Origin of the sequence: Micromonospora trifolii (assembly GCF_022229005.1) — a bacterium.
GTDB lineage: Bacteria > Actinomycetota > Actinomycetes > Mycobacteriales > Micromonosporaceae > Micromonospora > Micromonospora trifolii.
This window is the reverse complement of the sequence record NZ_JAKKFD010000013.1, coordinates 79,101-95,396: the sequence shown is the minus strand read 5'-3', so window position 1 is coordinate 95,396 and position 16,296 is coordinate 79,101. Positions and strand designations below refer to the sequence as shown.

At 69.9% G+C, this 16,296-nt stretch carries 20 protein-coding genes and 1 pseudogene; 10 read left to right on the top strand and 11 right to left on the bottom strand.

The annotated features are described in order from the left end of the window. Position 1: 1 nt before the first annotated feature. Positions 2-1,048: a carbohydrate ABC transporter permease gene (locus tag NIE79_RS09525; protein ID WP_238678181.1), complete on the bottom strand. Its 1,047-nt coding sequence runs from the start codon at positions 1,046-1,048 to the stop codon at positions 2-4. 70 nt (positions 1,049-1,118) lie between these two features. Then, positions 1,119-2,465, bottom strand: a complete 1,347-nt coding sequence (locus tag NIE79_RS09520; RefSeq protein WP_238678180.1) for an ABC transporter substrate-binding protein — start codon at positions 2,463-2,465, stop codon at positions 1,119-1,121. 250 nt (positions 2,466-2,715) lie between these two features. Here NIE79_RS09520 and NIE79_RS09515 point away from each other — a divergent pair, with 250 nt between their 5' ends. Beyond that, complete coding sequence (locus NIE79_RS09515; RefSeq protein ID WP_238678179.1) at positions 2,716-3,489, top strand: M23 family metallopeptidase; 774 nt, start codon at positions 2,716-2,718, stop codon at positions 3,487-3,489. 45 nt (positions 3,490-3,534) lie between these two features. On the opposite strand, the gene NIE79_RS09510 is transcribed toward NIE79_RS09515, so the two are convergent. The 5 genes and pseudogenes from NIE79_RS09510 to NIE79_RS09490 all read right to left on the bottom strand — a co-directional run. Beyond that, positions 3,535-4,029: a TspO/MBR family protein gene (locus tag NIE79_RS09510; protein ID WP_238678178.1), complete on the bottom strand. Its 495-nt coding sequence runs from the start codon at positions 4,027-4,029 to the stop codon at positions 3,535-3,537. A 171-nt stretch (positions 4,030-4,200) separates the two neighbouring features. Further along, on the bottom strand, positions 4,201-4,344 hold the full coding sequence (locus NIE79_RS09505) for a GPGG-motif small membrane protein (RefSeq protein ID WP_007464364.1): 144 nt from the start codon (positions 4,342-4,344) through the stop codon (positions 4,201-4,203). After that, positions 4,335-5,111, bottom strand: a complete 777-nt coding sequence (locus tag NIE79_RS09500; RefSeq protein WP_091405690.1) for a metallophosphoesterase family protein — start codon at positions 5,109-5,111, stop codon at positions 4,335-4,337. The genes NIE79_RS09505 and NIE79_RS09500 overlap by 10 nt, the downstream gene beginning before the upstream one ends. 10 nt (positions 5,112-5,121) lie before the next feature. Beyond that, a complete protein-coding gene (locus NIE79_RS09495) occupies positions 5,122-5,397 on the bottom strand; it encodes a BON domain-containing protein (RefSeq protein ID WP_238678177.1) in 276 nt (91 codons plus the stop codon). Further along, positions 5,394-5,981, bottom strand: a pseudogene (locus NIE79_RS09490) (nucleotidyltransferase family protein); the annotation flags it as partial. The gene NIE79_RS09495 and the pseudogene NIE79_RS09490, both read right to left, overlap by 4 nt. A 179-nt stretch (positions 5,982-6,160) precedes the next feature. On the opposite strand from NIE79_RS09490, the gene NIE79_RS09485 reads away from it, so the two are divergent. Continuing rightward, entirely contained in the window at positions 6,161-6,829 is a 669-nt protein-coding gene (locus tag NIE79_RS09485) for a nucleoside/nucleotide kinase family protein (protein WP_238678210.1), read from the top strand. Here the strand turns inward: NIE79_RS09485 and NIE79_RS09480 are convergent. Then, positions 6,814-7,506, bottom strand: coding sequence for an SDR family NAD(P)-dependent oxidoreductase (locus NIE79_RS09480; RefSeq protein WP_238678175.1), 693 nt, complete (start codon positions 7,504-7,506; stop codon positions 6,814-6,816). The two genes, NIE79_RS09485 and NIE79_RS09480, sit on opposite strands and share 16 nt — an antisense overlap. Before the next feature lie 148 nt (positions 7,507-7,654). Here NIE79_RS09480 and NIE79_RS09475 point away from each other — a divergent pair, with 148 nt between their 5' ends. The 4 genes from NIE79_RS09475 to NIE79_RS09460 all read left to right on the top strand — a co-directional run bounded on the left by NIE79_RS09475 (position 7,655) and on the right by NIE79_RS09460 (position 11,966). Beyond that, positions 7,655-8,671: an NAD-dependent epimerase/dehydratase family protein gene (locus NIE79_RS09475; protein ID WP_238678174.1), complete on the top strand. Its 1,017-nt coding sequence runs from the start codon at positions 7,655-7,657 to the stop codon at positions 8,669-8,671. 75 nt (positions 8,672-8,746) lie between these two features. Then, positions 8,747-9,661, top strand: coding sequence for a MurR/RpiR family transcriptional regulator (locus tag NIE79_RS09470; RefSeq protein ID WP_030488123.1), 915 nt, complete (start codon positions 8,747-8,749; stop codon positions 9,659-9,661). After that, a complete protein-coding gene (gene murQ / locus NIE79_RS09465; protein WP_145789528.1) occupies positions 9,658-10,599 on the top strand; it encodes an N-acetylmuramic acid 6-phosphate etherase in 942 nt (313 codons plus the stop codon). The genes NIE79_RS09470 and murQ overlap by 4 nt, the downstream gene beginning before the upstream one ends. A 377-nt stretch (positions 10,600-10,976) precedes the next feature. Next, positions 10,977-11,966, top strand: coding sequence for a sigma-70 family RNA polymerase sigma factor (locus NIE79_RS09460; RefSeq protein WP_091405669.1), 990 nt, complete (start codon positions 10,977-10,979; stop codon positions 11,964-11,966). A 72-nt stretch (positions 11,967-12,038) separates the two neighbouring features. Here the strand turns inward: NIE79_RS09460 and NIE79_RS09455 are convergent, their stop codons facing one another. Continuing rightward, a complete protein-coding gene (locus NIE79_RS09455) occupies positions 12,039-13,016 on the bottom strand; it encodes a C40 family peptidase (protein WP_238678173.1) in 978 nt (325 codons plus the stop codon). A gap of 500 nt (positions 13,017-13,516) precedes the next feature. Here NIE79_RS09455 and NIE79_RS09450 point away from each other — a divergent pair, with 500 nt between their 5' ends. Beyond that, positions 13,517-14,038, top strand: coding sequence for a DUF6232 family protein (locus NIE79_RS09450; protein WP_238678172.1), 522 nt, complete (start codon positions 13,517-13,519; stop codon positions 14,036-14,038). Between the two features lie 57 nt (positions 14,039-14,095). Here the strand turns inward: NIE79_RS09450 and NIE79_RS09445 are convergent, their stop codons facing one another. Together NIE79_RS09445 and NIE79_RS09440 are read right to left on the bottom strand one after the other, a co-directional pair. Further along, complete coding sequence (locus tag NIE79_RS09445) at positions 14,096-14,425, bottom strand: DUF3817 domain-containing protein (protein WP_238678171.1); 330 nt, start codon at positions 14,423-14,425, stop codon at positions 14,096-14,098. 25 nt (positions 14,426-14,450) lie between these two features. Then, entirely contained in the window at positions 14,451-14,873 is a 423-nt protein-coding gene (locus tag NIE79_RS09440) for a hypothetical protein (protein WP_238678170.1), read from the bottom strand. Between the two features lie 131 nt (positions 14,874-15,004). On the opposite strand from NIE79_RS09440, the gene NIE79_RS09435 reads away from it, so the two are divergent. From NIE79_RS09435 to NIE79_RS09425, 3 genes are read left to right on the top strand one after another with little or no spacing between them, the layout of a single operon-like run. Continuing rightward, on the top strand, positions 15,005-15,346 hold the full coding sequence (locus NIE79_RS09435) for a DUF6158 family protein (RefSeq protein WP_372471436.1): 342 nt from the start codon (positions 15,005-15,007) through the stop codon (positions 15,344-15,346). After that, a complete protein-coding gene (locus NIE79_RS09430) occupies positions 15,346-15,684 on the top strand; it encodes an SRPBCC family protein (protein ID WP_238678168.1) in 339 nt (112 codons plus the stop codon). Before NIE79_RS09435 ends, NIE79_RS09430 begins: the two co-directional genes overlap by 1 nt. Before the next feature lie 55 nt (positions 15,685-15,739). Further along, positions 15,740-16,282, top strand: a complete 543-nt coding sequence (locus NIE79_RS09425; RefSeq protein WP_238678167.1) for a DUF1360 domain-containing protein — start codon at positions 15,740-15,742, stop codon at positions 16,280-16,282. The last annotated feature ends 14 nt before the right edge of the window (positions 16,283-16,296 follow it).

Genomic DNA, 16,296 nt, shown 5'->3' with positions numbered 1-16,296 from the left:
CTCAGCCCTCCCGCTGTTGACGGAGGTTACGGATCTGGTAGATCACGACCGGGATGACCAGGATGAAGAGGAAGACCGCGAGCGCGGAACCCCGCCCGTTCTCGCTGTACCGGAACGCCTGGTTGTACATCTCGTTGGCGATCACGCTGGTGTCGTAGTTGCCGTTCGTCGAGGTCCGGACGATGTCGAAGACCTTGAGCGTGGCGATGGTGAGGGTCACCATCACGACGATCAGCGCCGGTCGGATGCTCGGCATGGTGATCTGCCAGAACATCTGCCACGGGCTGACCCCGTCGAGCCGGGCGGCTTCGACGATGTCGCCGGGAATCGCCTTGATCGCGGCGGAGAGCACCACCATGGCGAAACCGGCCTGGATCCAGATCATGATGACGATGAGCAGCAGCGTGTTCAGTGGCGATTCGAGCAGCCACTGCTTGGGCTCACCGCCCAGGCTGACCACGATCTGGTTGAGCAGACCGATCTGGTCGCCCTCACCTCGGTAGGCGTAGACGAACTTCCAGATGATGCTGGCGCCGACGAAGGAGATGGCCATCGGCAGGAAGATCAGTGATTTGGCCACGGCCTCCAACCGGGCCTTGTCCACCAGTACGGCGTAGATCAGGCCGAACCCGGTCGCCACCAACGGGACCAGGAGCACCCAGATCAGGGTGTTGATCAGGACCCGGACGATCGCGTCGTCGGAGAACATCCAGCCGAAGTTGTCCAACCCCACCCACTCGCTGCTGTCCCTGTTCATCAGGGAGAGCAGCACGGTGCGGATGGCCGGCACTACCAGTCCGATGGTGAGCAGCAGCAGCGTCGGCAGCAGGAAGAAGATCGCGAAGATTCCCTCCCGCTGCTTGGGTCGGCGGGGCAGTGGCGCCCCGCTCACCGAGGCGGCGACGAGCTGCGCCTCCCGCCGACGGGCGAACCAGGCCGGCACCACGTCGAGCAGCAGCAGCAGACCGCCCACCACCACCACGAAGGCGACCAGCCCGTACATCAGCATGAGGAACTTCGGCTGCTGATCGGCGAAGTCGAACTTCATCAACCCTCCCTTCCGGGTCCACCTCGGCCGGTGGCCCGGCCCGCGAACGCGGACCGGGCCACCGCCGGGATCACTTAGGCCAGCTGCTCTCGATGCCCTGGAGCACCGGGGCGGTCGCCTTGCCGTTCAGCCACTCGACCATGCCCTTCCAGAACGTTCCCGCGCCGACGGCAGCCGGCATCAGGTCGGATCCGTCGAAGCGGAAGGTGCCCGTCTTGTCCTGGAGGATCTGGACGGAGAGCTTGTCGATCGGGCTGGCGACGTTGGCGATGTCCAGCTTGTTGTTCGCCGTGACCCAGTTGCCGAGCTTCGCGCGGCTGTTCACGTACTCAGCCGAGACGAGGTAGGTCTGCACGGCCTGGACCTCGGGACGGTCGGCGTAGCCGACGACGAACTCGCCAGCGCCCAGCACCGGCTTGCCCTTGGCCGGGTCGATGGCCGGGAAGTAGAAGGCGAACGCGTCGCCGTCCTCGGCCACCTTGGTGCCCTCGGGGAACTGGTTGGCGTAGAACGACGCCTGTCGGTGCATCGCGCACTTGCCGGTGGTCACCGGCAGGCCCGCCTCCTGGAAGGCGGTGGTGGTGATGCTCTTGACGCCGCCGAAGCCGCCGTTGACGTACTTGTCGTTCTTGAGGATGCTGCCGGCGCGGTCGACCGCGTCGACGATCTTCGGGTCGTTGAACGGGATGGCGTGGGTGGTCCACTGGTCGTAGACCTCGGGACCCTGCGTACGCAGGACCACGTCCTCGATCCAGTCGGTGGCCGGCCAGCCGGTGGCGTCACCGGACTCGACGCCCGCGCACCACGGCTTGGTGCCGCTGGCGGCGATCTTGTCGCTCAGGGCGATGAGCTGGTCCCAGGTGGTCGGAACCTCCCAGCCCTTCTCCTTGAACGTCTTCGGCGAGTACCAGACGAAGGACTTCACGTTGGCGCCGAGCGGCACGCCGTAGAGCGTCCCGTTCACGGTGCCGTACTTCAGCCAGTCGGCCGGCATGTTCTGCTCGGCCAGGGCCTTGGTGTCGGCACCGAGGGACTTCAGCTTGCCGGCGTCCGCGAAACGCTTCACCAGGCCCGGCTGCGGCACGAAGGCGATGTCGGGGGCGTTGCCACCGTCGACCCGGACGGGGAGCTGCGCCTCGAACTCGCCGCTGCCCTCGTAGTCGATCTCGATGCCGGTGCACTCGGTGAACTGCGACCAGGACCGCTCGAGCAGGTCGGCCTCGGCGTCACGGATGGACGCGTAGATGGAGACCTTCTTGCCGTCGTGGCCCTCGTACTTGTCGTATGCGGCGCACTCCGCGGAGCCCGCATTGCTGCTCTTCTTGTCGTCGCCGGTACCGCAGGCGGTGGCGCTGAGCGCCAGCCCGAGTACACCGGCGATCACGAAGGCCTGGCGTGGTCTGGTAAAGACCGCCATGCCGTCCTCCTTCCTAGCCGGCGCGGTCGTGCTGGTGACCTGTCGCCGGTCCGATTGGGCGTGCACACATGTAAGCGCTTGCATCCGGCCCGGTCCACCCCCTGTCAGACACGAGCGAGTAACAATCCGGAAACCTGCGGGCTGCCTGGTGGGCGCGCTCCCGGGACAAGCTGGGGACTCTTTCGAAGATTGACGATATCTGTCAGGCTGAGCACACCGGATCGAAGGTTTTCGACATAGGAGGAGCTGTATGCGAAAGCGGTGGATCAGCCTGCTGGTGACGGGTCTCTTCGTCGGGGGAGCGCTGGTGCCAGCGACTCCGGCCCTGGCCGCGCCGACCTTCAAGGTGCCGTTCCCGTGCGGCCAGTCCTGGTCCGGGCAGACCCGGTCGGACCACAGCCCGGCGTACGCCGTCGACTTCAACCGCACCGACGACAACGGCGACCCGGTGGTCGCCAGCGCCCCCGGCACCGTCGACCGGGTGACCGACCTCGGTGGCACCAGCTACGGCAAGTACGTCCGGATCAACCACGGCGGCGGTTACAGCACCTACTACGCGCACCTCAACGGCTTCAACGTCTCGGTCGGGCAGACGGTCGGATACGGCAAGGTGCTCGGCTGGGTCGGCAGCACCGGAGGCTCGACCGGGCCCCACCTGCACTACGAGCAGCGCCTCAACGGCGCCGACATCCAGGTCCGCTTCAACGGCACCCTGGGGCTGTACTGGGGCACCAGGAGCTACGCCAGTGACAACGGATGCTCCTCGGGCAGCGGCAACGGCACTGTCGACACCAGCGGCACGCCACTGACCGTCCGCTCCGGCCCCGGCACCGGTTACGCCTCGGTGGGCACCGTCGCCGACGGCACCCGGGTGACCATCGCCTGCCAGACCAGCGGCACCACTGTCACCGGCACGTACGGCACCAGCTCGATCTGGGACCGGATCGGCTCCGGCCGCTACATCGCCGACGCGTACGTGTACACCGGCTCCGACGGCTACATCCCCGGCGTGCCCCGCTGCTGACCGGACCACGGTCCCCGGCGGCCACCGCCGCCGGGGACCGCTCGGTCAGTTGTTCAGCTGCCAGATCGACAGGTTCAGCGCCGCGGCGAAGGTGACCCAGGCCCAGTACGGCAGCAGCAGGGCCGCCGCCACCCGGGACACCCGGGCGAACAGCACCACTGTCAGGCCGATGGCCAGCCACATCAGCACGATCTCGGCGAACGCCAGCCCGTACTGCCCCGCGCCGAAGAACAGCGGGGTCCAGATCGCGTTGAGCACGAGCTGGGCGGTCCACGCCCAGAGGGCGGGGGAGAAGCCGACCCGGCGCCACACCAGCCAACCGGCCACCGCGATCAGCGCGTAGAGCAGCGACCAGACCGGGCCGAAGAGCCACGAGGGCGGGGCCCAGCCGGGCTGCCGCAGGCTCGCGTACTCCTCGGTGGTGCCCTGCACGCCCAGCCCGCCGATCGCGGCGGCCACGAAGACCGCCGCCGCGAAGCCAGCGAGGCCCCACCACACCCGCCGCCCGGAGGTCGCCGGCGCGTCCTGAGATATCTCCATGGTCGAGATATTTCCTCTGGGAGTCGGCTCAAACCGCCCAGCGGGAGGGCGGTCCATGGGCCGGGCACCCACGAAAAAGCGCCGGGATCGCCACGGCCGGTGCTTCTGTCGGGAGGACGAAGCTCCGGTCGCGGCGACCCCGGCGGGTCCCGGTGTTAAGGAGTACGAGCGCTAATTGAAGATGCTGACACCACCCGGGCCGACCAACAGCCCGACGACGATGAGGACGATGCCCCACAGGATCTGCCGGCGGAACAGCGCGAGGATGCCGGCGACCACGAGTACGACTGCGAGAATCCAGAGAATCAGCTCCATGACCTCTGACTACCCGACTGGCCGATCGGGGAAACCTGGTCGGTGTCGAGTTGATCGCCAACGTGAAAGACGCTGTACGCCTGCTTGATCACCGGGTGCGCGACGTTGCGGACACGTACCCCACCGGGGGTCGTGCCGCGCTCGGTGCCGGCGTGCGCGTGACCGTGCACGGCCAGCGCCGTGGGCGCCGAGTCGATCGCCTGCCCCAACTGGTACGACCCCAGGAACGGGTAGATCTCCAACGGCTCGCCGGCCAGTGTGTCCGGCACCGGCGAGTAGTGGGTGAGCGCGACCAGCATGTCGCAGTCCAGCGAGCGCAGCGCCGCGCCGAGACGGTCCGCGCTGTCGGTGGTGGTTCGCACGAAGGCCTTCATCTCCGGCTCGCCGAAGTCACTGGCGCACCGCCCGGCGAACCCGCCGCCGAAGCCCTTGACGCCGGCGATGCCGAGCCGGCCACCCGCGCAGTCCAGCACGACGCCGTTGCCCTCCAGCACTGTGATGCCCGCGTCCTCCAGCACCTTGACCACCTGTGGCACCTGGTCACACTGGTGGTCGTGGTTGCCCAGCACTGTCACCACCGGTACGGCCAACCCACCGAACTCCTCTGCCACGCAGCGCGCCTCGGCCTCGGTGCCGTGCCGGGTCAGGTCCCCGGCCAGCAGCAGCACATCGGCGCACTCCGGCAGCTCCTCCAACGCCGGTCGGAACCGGCCTACCACGTCCTCGTCCAGATGCACGTCGCCCACAGCGGCAATCCGGATCACCATGGAACCTCCCTCAGGGCAGTTGCTCGATCTCCGTGGGCGCCTGGGCGCGGATCACCCCGATGTCGCTGGTGACCGGCACGTCCGGGAAGCGCTCCGACACCAGACGCAGGATCTCCTCCCGCCGGTGCGGACTCTCCACCTCTCCGTAGAGCACGAGGGCGCGTTCCCGTCGAACCACTGTGATCCCCTGTTCGGCGACGGCGGGGTCCTCGACGAGCAACCGTTGGATCTCCGCCTCGACGTACTCGTCCGGTGGCCCGGCGCCGATGTCGCGATGGTGGGTCACGATGTCCCCTCTCCTGGCTGGGTGCCGGCGGCCGGCACCACCTCCAGCCGGTCCAGCAGCACCAGGAACGCCTCGGCGTACGGCGAGTGCTGCGTCTCCTTGCGTACCCGTTCCCAGTCGATCTGCTCCCGCAGCGAGCGGGCCAGCGGCAGACCGCGGGCGAAGTCGCAGTAGTGCTGGGAGAAGCTGAGCAGCTTGTGCACCATCAGCTGGGTCGCGGACAGCACCGGCATGTGAATCGCGTCCACCGGCCGGATGACAGTGTCGGCGAACGTCTCCTCGGTCACCGGAGTCTCGATCGGCCGGTGGATCAGGTCCACCATCCGGCCGTCGTCGAAGACCTTGACCAGCCAGTCCTCCGGCGGGCGCTCGGCGATGAAGCCGGCGGCCACCAGGGCCTCCAGTGCGTCCTCCACGTCGGCCTCCCGGATCAGGAAGTCGACGTCGTGGTCGCTGGAGTGGCCCCCGTGGGCGTAGACCGCGAAGCTGCCGCCCAGGGCGAACGGAATCTCGGACTGCTTGAGCACGGCGGCGACCTTCTTGAGGGTGTGCACAAGACTCTCGTCCCCGCGCTCAGCCATCTGGTTCCTCCGTCGTCGTGTTGGTGGACCGGCGGTTGGATTTCAAACTCCGGTACCCGGCATTCCGGTCGTCCACACCTGCTGGTGTCGCGGTCGGGCGTCAACAGGGATGAAGCACCACAAACCTCGCGGAGCAGGTGCGTGGGTCGGATAACCTGTGGAGAGTGGCCAGATCATCGGGGATGCGACGACGCAAGGCCCGATTGCGCACCGTCGCCCTGATCGGGATCGACGGTTCGGGCAAGACCACGCAGGCACACCGGTTGGCCGACGCGCTGACCGCCGCCGGACGCCCCGCCACCTACCGCCGCAACGCCAGTGGTCGCCGCTGGCTCGGCCGGCTCGCCCACCGCCTCGGCCGACCGGACGCGCAACGGCTCGTCGGTCGCGACGGCGTGCTGGCGGTGGAGTCGGTGCTGCGCTGGCTCGCCATCGCCATCGCCCTGCTCAGCTGTCTGCTCACCGGCCGGACGGCGGTGATGGACCGCTACTCCGCCTGCCAGTACGCGAGCATCCGGGCGCACGGCGGGCAGCGCTGGGAGCGGCTCGCCCGGGCCGGCTACCGGCTGTTCCCGACGCCGCAGGTCACCTTCCTGCTCGCCGTCGACCCGGCGGAGGCGTACCGGCGCATCGAGGAACGCGGCACCGACCACGAGACGATGGGGTGGCTGACCGCCGCCGACACCGCCTACCGGGCACTGCCCGAGTACCCCAGCTTCGTGCTGGTGGACGCGGGCCGCACGGCCGAGGAGGTGACCGAGCAGATTCAGGCGCACCTGGAGACCTGGCTGCCGGCGTCCGCGTCGGGCGGAGAGGACATCGGCCCGGTGGTGGCTCAGGCCCGACCGTAGACCGGCACTGTGGCACCACTGGTCGGGGCGGACTCAGCCGACGCCAGGAACCGGATCACCGGCGCGATCTCGCCCGGGGTCACCCAGCGGGAATGGTCGGCGTCCGGCTGGGCCGCCCGGTTCGCCGGGGTGTCGATGACGCTGGGCAGCACCGTGTTGCAGCGCACGTTCTGCGACCGGTACTCCACAGCGACAGCGTTGGCAAAGGCCAGTACCGCCGCCTTGGCCGTCGAGTAGCCGGCCGCGCCACGGAACGGGGCGACCGCAGCGCGGGCCGAGACGCAGACCACCGCGCCGCCGCCGGACGCCACCAGGTGCGGGAGCGCGGCCTGGGTGACCAGGTAGGTCGGCCGCAGGTTGACGGTGAGCATCCGCTCGAACTCCTCGACCGGGGTCTCGTGCACCAACCCGCCGCTGGCGTACCCCCCGACGAGGTTGACCACCGCGCGCAGCGGCGCCGCCGGTTCGCCGGCCGCGGCCTCGACCGCCTGCGCCGCGCCCGCCGGCTCGCCCAGGTCCGCGACCACCCGGACCAGTCCGTCCGCCGCCGGCTCCGACCCGGGCCGGGCTTTCCGCTCCGGTACGACCACCCGCCAGCCCGCCTCGACGAACGCGGTGACGACAGCCCCGCCAAGCCCACCGGAACCCCCGGTAACCAAAACGCTGCGCTCTCCCATGAGCCCACGCTAGTGCCCCCGCTCTCCTGCGTCGATCATGAAGTCGTTGCCGTGACACGCCGATCGGAGTGGCGACAACTTCATGATCGCGGTCTGCCGTGGGCAGATTGGTGGGGTCGTTCGAGCCTTGAGGGCGCAGGATCGGCGGATGCGGATCCTCATTCTCGGTGGCACCCAGTTCCTCGGCCGGGCGACGGCCCGGCTCGCCCTTGAGCAGGGTCACGAGGTGACCTGCGCGGCCCGGGGTGTGTCCGGCGCCGTGCCGGACGGGGTGCGCTTCGTGCTGGCCGACCGCGATGATCCCGACTCGCTCGTCCCGCTCGCCGACGCGGGCTTCGACGCCGTGGTCGACGTGACCCGCCAGATCAGCCACGCCCGGCACGCACTGGCCGCGCTCGCCGACCACGTCGGCCACTGGTCGTTCGTGTCGACGATCTCGGTGTACGCGGACGACACCACCCCGGGCCAGACCGTTGCGGACGCGCCGATCCTGGCTCCGGCCCCGCCGGATGTGGACGGTCCGATCGGCCCGGATCACCGCTGGTACGGCGAGTGCAAGGTGAGCATCGAGGAGCTGGTCCGGGAGCGGGTGGGCGTGGACCGTTCGTTCATCTGCCGGGCGGGCCTGATCGTCGGCGCGGAGGATCCGAGCGACCGTTTCCCGTACTGGGTGCGGCGGCTGTCGGCCGGTGGCGAGGTGCTGGCCCCCGGGCACCCGGCGGATCGGGTGCAGTTCGTGGACGTCGCCGATCTGGCCCGTTGGTTGCTGCACGCCGCCGGCACCCGCCTCGTCGGCACGTACGACGGCACTGGTCCGGCGATGTCCCGGGCCGACCTGTTGGCCGGTGTGGCCGCCGGGCTGGGTGTCGCCGATCCGGCCCTCACCTGGGTCGATCAGGAGTTCCTGCTGTCCCACGACGTACGCGAGTGGTCGGGGGAGCGGGCGCTGCCGCTCTGGGTGCGACTGCCGGAGACCGCTGGCCTGATGGACCGGGACGTCCGAGCGGCCCTGGACGCCGGTCTGACGGTCCGGCCGCTGGCCGACACCGTTCGGGCGACCGCGTCCTGGATGGCCGCACACCCGGCAGCCGTCCGGCATGGTGGACTGGACCCGGCGGATGAGGCGGCGATCCTGGGGAAGTGGCAGGCTGTGCGGAACCGGTGATCCCGGCGATCAAAGTTTCCCCCACCTCGGACAGTCATAGTTGACGCTCACGCCTGCTGAAAGTAAGTTTCATCCGTGGCGAAGAGTCCGAAGATTTCTGCGAGTCACGAGCCCGGTGGGCTGATCGTCCACATCAGCGGGCTGTTGCCATCGCTGTCGCCCGCCGAGCAGCGGGTCGCCCGGCTGGTCGTCTCCGACCCGGCGGCCGCCGCCCGGCGGACAATCACCGACCTCGCCACCGCAGCCGAGACATCCGAGGCGACAGTCATCCGGTTCTGCCGTTCGGTGGGCATGGACGGTTACCCCCAGCTGCGCATCCGCCTCGCCGCCGAGGCCGCCCGCCGGATCGAGCCGCCGGACGCCCGAGTGGTCGGCGGTGACATCCCACCCGGCGCCGATCTCGCGCAGATCATCGCCACCATCGCGTTCAACGACGCCCGCGCCGTCGAGGAGACCGCCGAGCAACTCGACCCCGCCGTCTGCGAGCAGGTGGTCGAGGCGATCAGCGGTGCCGGTCGGATCGACATCTACGGCGCCGGCGCCAGCGGGTTCGTCGCCTCGGACTTCCAGCAGAAGCTGCACCGCATCGGCCGGATCGCCTTCTACTTCCCGGACGTGCACACCGCGCTGACCTCGGCCGCCCTTCTGGGCCGGGGAGACGTGGCGATCGGCATCTCGCACACCGGCACCACCTCCGACGTGATCGAGGTGCTGGAGCAGGCCCGTACCCGCGGTGCCGCGACAGTGGCGCTGACCAACTTCCCGCGCTCGCCGATCACCGACGTGGCGGACTTCGTGTTGACCACGGCGGCACGGGAGACCACCTACCGCTCCGGCGCGACGGCCAGCCGGCTGGCCCAGCTCACAGTTGTCGACTGCCTCTTCGTCGGGGTGGCCGCCCGCAACCGGGCCCGGGCCCGCAAGGCCCTGGAGGCGACCGCCGAGGCGGTCCAGTCGCACCGGGTGGGTGCCAACCGGAGGCGGGCATGACGGCCGGTGCGGAGATGCCCGCACGGCCCGCTCGCCCCACGGTCCGGGTGGGCGCCCCCACCGAACGGCGTAACCCGCTCAGCGTCGACCTCGACCTGATGTCGACCCGGGACGTGCTCACCGTGATCAACGAGGCGGACCGGCGGGTGCCCGCGGCGGTCGCCGCGGTGCTCGACGAGATCGCCACCACCGTCGACCTGGCGGTCGCGGCGCTTCGCGGGGGTCACCGGGTGCACTACTTCGGGGCCGGCACCTCCGGCCGGCTGGGCGTGCTCGACGCGGCCGAACTGGCCCCCACCTTCAACTCGCCCCGACACTGGTTCTGCGCGCACCTCGCAGGCGGCCCGGACGCCATGTGGCGGGCCGTCGAGGATGCCGAGGACGACGATCGGGGCGGCGCGGTCGAAGCGGCCAGTTGTGTACGGGCCGGGGACCTGGTGGTTGGTCTGGCGGCCAGCGGCCGCACCCCGTACGTCCTCGGGGCGCTTGCCTCGGCCCGCGCCAAGGGCGCCTCGACGGTGCTGCTCTGCGCCAATCCGGAGGCGGAGGCCGCCCGGTCGGTCGACGTGTTCATCGGGGTGGACACCGGACCCGAGGTGGTCACCGGGTCGACCCGGATGAAGGCGGGCACAGCGCAGAAGTTGGTGCTCAACACGTTCTCGACCGCCGTCATGGTGCGCCTGGGTCGGGTCTACTCGAACCTCATGATCGATATGGTGGCCACCAACGCGAAACTCCGCGGGCGAATGATCTCGATTCTGGTCGAGGCCACCGGTTGCTCGGAGGAGCTCTCCCGGCAGGCCCTCACCGAGGCTGACGGGGACCTGAAGACGGCGCTCGTCGCCCTCGTCTCGGGCGCTGAGATCGATGCTGCCCGGGCCGCGCTGGCCCGCTCGGCCGATCAGGTGCGCGGCGCCCTCGCCCTGCTCGCCTCCTAGCGCCACCCGGCCCCGGGAAGCGAATGGGGCCTCGGATTGTTCATCTGGCCGGGGGGTAATAACACCCCCGTGAATGAACCGAGCGGCTCACCGCTGCGTATCTGGCAGTGACCAGGATCGCATCACGGTGGTGACCCGGGTCGCTGTGCCCCCACGGCGGGCGGTGTTGCCATGGTGCGTAACCCGTACGTGGTGCCCAGTGGCGAGCCACCCGATGGGGTGCTGACAGCAAACATGGACCGTGCTCTCAGCTACTACTCAGGCATTCGTGACACTTTCGACTCACGACGAGGAATCCCCGACACGTCTCATCTGTTGTGTAGGTGTCAGCACCGATGGGCACAGCAGAAGTTACCAGGGGCTGACAGGTGTGGGGAATGGCAAGGAACCGGGCAACCGGCGCGAGCGAGGGGACCGTGGGCAACGTGGACAAGAACATCGGCATGCGAACCGACGAGGTTGCCGAGGAGCGCGACCTGGTCGGCGTCTACCTGCACGAGATCTCCCGGACGCCACTGCTGGACGCCGCCAAGGAGGTCGATCTCTCCAAGGCGATCGAGGCCGGCCTCTACGCCGAGCACCTGCTCGGTGAGGAAGCCGTTCCCGCCGGTGTCGACCGGGCCGACCTGGAGTGGCTGGTCGTCGAGGGGGAGCGGGCGAAGGACCTCTTCATCCGCGCCAACCTCCGACTGGTCGTGTCGATCGCTCGGCGCTACGTGCGCTCGGGGATGCCCATGCTGGACCTGATCCAGGAGGGCAACACCGGCCTCGTCCGGGCGGTCGAGAAGTTCGACTACGAGCGCGGCTACAAGTTCTCCACCTACGCCACCTGGTGGATCAGGCAGGCGATCAGCCGGGCGATCGCCCAGCAGGAGCGCACCGTCCGTCTGCCGGTGCACCTGGTGGAGGACGTCAACCGGATGCGCAACGTGGCCCGGCAGCTGACCCGTGAGTTGGGCAGCGACCCGGAGCCGGAGCAGATCGCCAACGCCCTCGGCGTCACCGTCGAGCGGGTGAACGAGCTGCGCCGCTGGTCGCAGGACACCGTTTCGCTGGACACCCCGGTGGGCGACGACGGCGACACGAACCTCGGTGACCTGGTCGCCGACAGTGACGCGCCGTCGCCGGAGGACATCGTCCTCAGCGGCCTGGAGCGGCAGCGCATCGAGGGGCTGCTCAACCACCTCGACGACCGGTCCGCCGGCATCATGCGGGCCCGTTACGGGCTGGAGGACGGCCGGGAGCACTCGCTCACCGAGGTCGCATCCCGGTTCTCGCTGTCCCGCGAGCGGATCCGGCAGCTGGAGATCCAGGCCCTCGGCCGGCTCCGTGAGCTGGCCCGGGCGGAGGGGCTGCAAGCAGCCTGAGCTGGTAGTAATAACGGCGAACGGCCGGCGTCCGATAGGGGGACGCCGGCCGTTCGCCGTTATCGATCGTGGTTAGCGGACGCGGCCGTAACCCTGGATGGACATCATGTTCATGCCACGCTTGAGCACGTTGCGACCGGCGCTGGGCGCGTCGATCACCTGACCGTCGCCGACGTAGAGGGCGACGTGCCCGAGCCCGCTGTAGAAGACCAGGTCGCCGGGGCGTAGCTCGCCCCGCCCGATGTGGGCGACAGCGCTCCACTGCATCCTGGTGTTGTGCGGTAGGGACTTCCCGGCCGCCCGCCAGGCCGCCGAGGTCAGACCGGAACAGTCGTAGCCGTTCGGTCCGTCGGCTGCCCAGACGTACGGCTTGCCGATCGCGCCGAACGCGTAACGCACCGCTGTGCCGGCAGCACCGGACACGGCGGGCACGTTCTTGGCCTCGGTCGTCGCCGCCTTGGGCTCGGGTCGCTCGGTGGCGGCCCCGTATGCCTGCCGGCGCAGCTCGTAGAGCTTGGCCAGATCCTGCTCGATCTGCTTCTTACCGGTGGCGAGCTGGCGAGCCTGTGCGGCCTGCCGGGTCAATGTCGCGCCCAGGCGGGCCTTCTCGTCGAGCAGCCGCTGCTGGTCGGCCGTGAAGCCGGAGATGCGCTCCTGCCGCTGGCGGGTCAACTGCTCGATGGCGCCGAGTCGGTCCAGGAGCGCGGCCGAGCCGCCGGGACGCAGCAGGGCGTCCGCGGTGCGCAGGCCGCCACTCTTGTACGCGGTGGAGGCAAGCTCCGCCACGTCGGCTCGACTCTGCTCGACCTGCTGTTCGAGCGGGCCGATGCGGGTCTGTAATCGGGCCACGGCGGCCTCGTTCGCCTTGATCTCCTCACGCAGCTTGTTGTATGACTCGACGACCCGCTCCAACTCGGCCGAGGACGTCTCGATCCGGCGGGTCAGGTCGGCGGGGGACGGCTCGGCCTGGGCCACCGCCGTCGGGGCGATCAGCGCGGCCGACATGCCGACCAGCGCCACGGTGCGCAGCAGATTTCTCAGGGATGACAAGAGCGGAAGGCCCCTCTCCCACGGCCGCCGGGGCTGCTGACGCCCTCGACGACACCGGCCGGGGCCATCCGGGCGGACGGCACTGGGCCGGACCGGCTCGCCCAACCTAACCCGGGACGGATGTCGCTCGCAGTTGAAGCAGGGGTCAAAGTTGGGAGAGTTGCGGGTCGGACCCCTGGGCTGGGTGGCGCCATCGTGGCTGATGACACCTGGGCGCGAGGCAACATCGCCCTTTTCGCGACCTGCTGACGGATATACGACTTTCGTCGTTCCGGGCTTATGCCGTCGGATTCCTGGCCGCGATAACCGATAAAAGCTGAAATGGATGCTGTTTCTCGGCGATGTCACCCGCTCGTGGCGAGCTGTCGAGACCCGGTAAATGCCCAGGTCGACTGGCGGTGCCGCAACACAATGAAGTCCGGAGCCGGGAATCCCGTCGACAGGCAGCGATGAATCGCCGTCGGGCCCCCTCGGCCAACCGTCCCCTTTCGGGAGGAACCGTGAATCGTGAAGGCGCAAAGACGCGACCGCCGCGAACGGTGCCGGGCGCTCGGTCGACCCTGCTGTACGCGCGGCCCGGCATCATCGTGACCGTCGACCGGTTCACCGTGGGTCGGAACAGTTACCGGGTCGCCGACCTGACCCATCTGCGTACCACCCGGGGTCCGCACGACCGGATCGCCGTCCGGGCCGTCGTCATCACCGCCAGCATGCTCGGCGGCGTGGGGGTGCTCCTCGGCTTCACCGGCGGTCTGCAACGCCTCACCGCCGAGGCGTACCTGATCCTTGGCGCGGTGTTCCTGCTCCCGGCCGCCCTCGCCCTGGTCGGCGATCGCTGGCGCCCACCGCCGCACGAACTCTGGGGGTGGTACCAGGGATCGGAGGTGCTGCTGTTCAGCGCCGACGACGAGCGGCAGTTCGGCCAGGTCACCCGGTCGCTGCTGCGGGCCCGGGAGGTCAACCGCTACGGCAGTTGGGTCGACCCGCTCGCCTCGGCGGACCCGTGGCGGCCCAACCGCTGACCGTTGACCGGCGGCGGCGGGCCGGATGCGGGCCGGCCCACCGGCCGTTGGGCAAGCTCAGCGGGAGACCGGCTCCGGAGCCCGTTCCGGCTGCGGCGCAGCCACCCAGGCGCTGACCCGGCGCTCGGCGTAGAACGAGACGAACGGCACAGTGCCGGCCAGCATCACCAGCAGCATCCGCTTCAGCGGCCAGTCGGCTCGGCGGCTCAGGTCGAACGCGGCCACCAGGTAGATCATGTAGAGGAAGCCGTGCGCCGGCCCGATCGTCTCCACGACGACCGGGTTGTCGAACGCGTACTTCAGTGGCATGCCGATCACGACCAGCAGGATCAGCACCACGCCCACGATCCAGGCGATCACGCGGTACCGGGTAAGGGCAGCGCCCACCTTCGTCCGTCCTTCCGAGCCCGGCTCAGCCGGGATAGTCACCGGGCCGGGCGCCCGGATTGGCGTTCAACCATGACAGGTAGTGGTTGTAGGCGGCCAGGTCGGTGTCCTCGACGACGTCGCCGGTGGCCGGCACCCGGGACACCCGCACCGGTCGGCGTACCGCCGGTCGGGCCCCGTCGGTGACCACCGGCGCCGGCTCGACGGCCGGATCCTCGGGCGGCGCGTCGGCCTCCGCCGTCCTGCGGCGGGCCAGCTTCACCTCACGCCACCAGACGTAGACCACGAAGCCGGCGAAGATCGGCCACTCGACCGCGTACCCCCAGCTCAGGCTGTTGCCGGCGGTGGCCCGGCTGATCTGCCACCAGCCCAGCCCGAGGAAGCTCACGACCAGCACGACCATGGCCACGTGGCGCGCGATCCACGCCGGGGTCCAGAGCCGCCTCATGACATTGAGGGTACCGGGGGCACCACCGGTCTCCGACACCGTGTCGTAGTCGTCGCCTCGCCGGCATGGTTTGGCATCACCACGCCTGGGCAATCGTCTAGACGCCAGCCCAAACGAGATCAAGGGGGGCGATCATGACCGGATCGGTACGTGAGGACGGCTTTGCGTCCAGCGGCAGTGCGGAGATGAGCCCGGAGCAGCGGGTGCCCGAGTGGGGCGGCGACCAGCTCGCCGACCCGGCCGGCGCTCCCGGCCTCGACGGCGACCTGCTCGGCATCGACCCGACGGAGTTGACCGACGAGGACCTGATCCGCGAGATGCACAGCCTGCACCGCACCCGCCTGGACACCCTGCGGCACGCGGCGGACTCCGCACTCGCGAACCACCTGCGGCGCACGGCGGAGCTGGAGACCGAGTACCTGGCCCGGCACCCGGGCCGCGAGGTCGATCCCAGCCGCCTGCGGGACGCGTGATGCCGGCGCGTGCCGTGCGCGGCATGTCCGCGCCACCCGAGGTGGTCTTCAGCACCGCCACCGACCCCGACCGGGCCTCGGCCTGGCTGCCGGAGCCGCTGCGCGGCGACGGCAGCCCCGCCGCGGAGATCAGCGGCGAGGAGCTGCGCGCCCGCTGGGGCGACGGCGACGCCGACGACTGGTCGGCCGAGATCCGGGTGGAGCCGGCGGATTCCGGCGGCGCCCGGATCCAGCTCGACCTGGCCGACGGGTCCGGGGGGCCCGGTCCGGATCAGCTGGCCGACGAGGCGCTGACCAACCTGGCACGCGAGGTCGCCGACAACCTCCAGGCCGGCTGAGCCGGCCGCGCGGGAGACGCCGTTCCCACACCACCACGACATGTGAGGAGATCGGGTGAGCGACACTGGCCTGCGACAGAAGGCGGCCCGGCTGCGCCGGGCGTACGCGCCGCACGAGCACCGGCCGCTCGGCGGCTACCTGGTGGCGATGGGCGCCTACGCCGGGGTGACCGGGGCTCTCGCCGGCCTGGTCAAGGCAACCGGCCGGCCGGTGCCGGAACGTCCCGCGCCGTCCGACGTCGTGCTTCTCTCCATCGCCACGCACAAGCTGAGCCGGCTGCTGTCCAAGGACGCGGTGACCAGCCCGCTGCGGGCGCCGTTCACCCGCTACGACCGACCGATCGGCAGCGGCGAGGTGATGGAGCAGGTCCGCGATTCCGGCAGCCCGACCCGGCACGCCATCGGCGAGCTGCTGAGCTGCCCGTTCTGCCTGGCGGTCTGGGTGGCCACCGGGCTGACCGGTGGCCTGGTGCTCGCGCCCCGGCTCACCCGCCTGGTGGCCACGGCGCTGACGGCGGTCGCCGCCTCCGACTTCCTCCAGATGGCGTACGCGACGGCGCAGCAGGCCGCCGAGGGTGCACACCACGACGACGACTGACGAGCAGGACACGA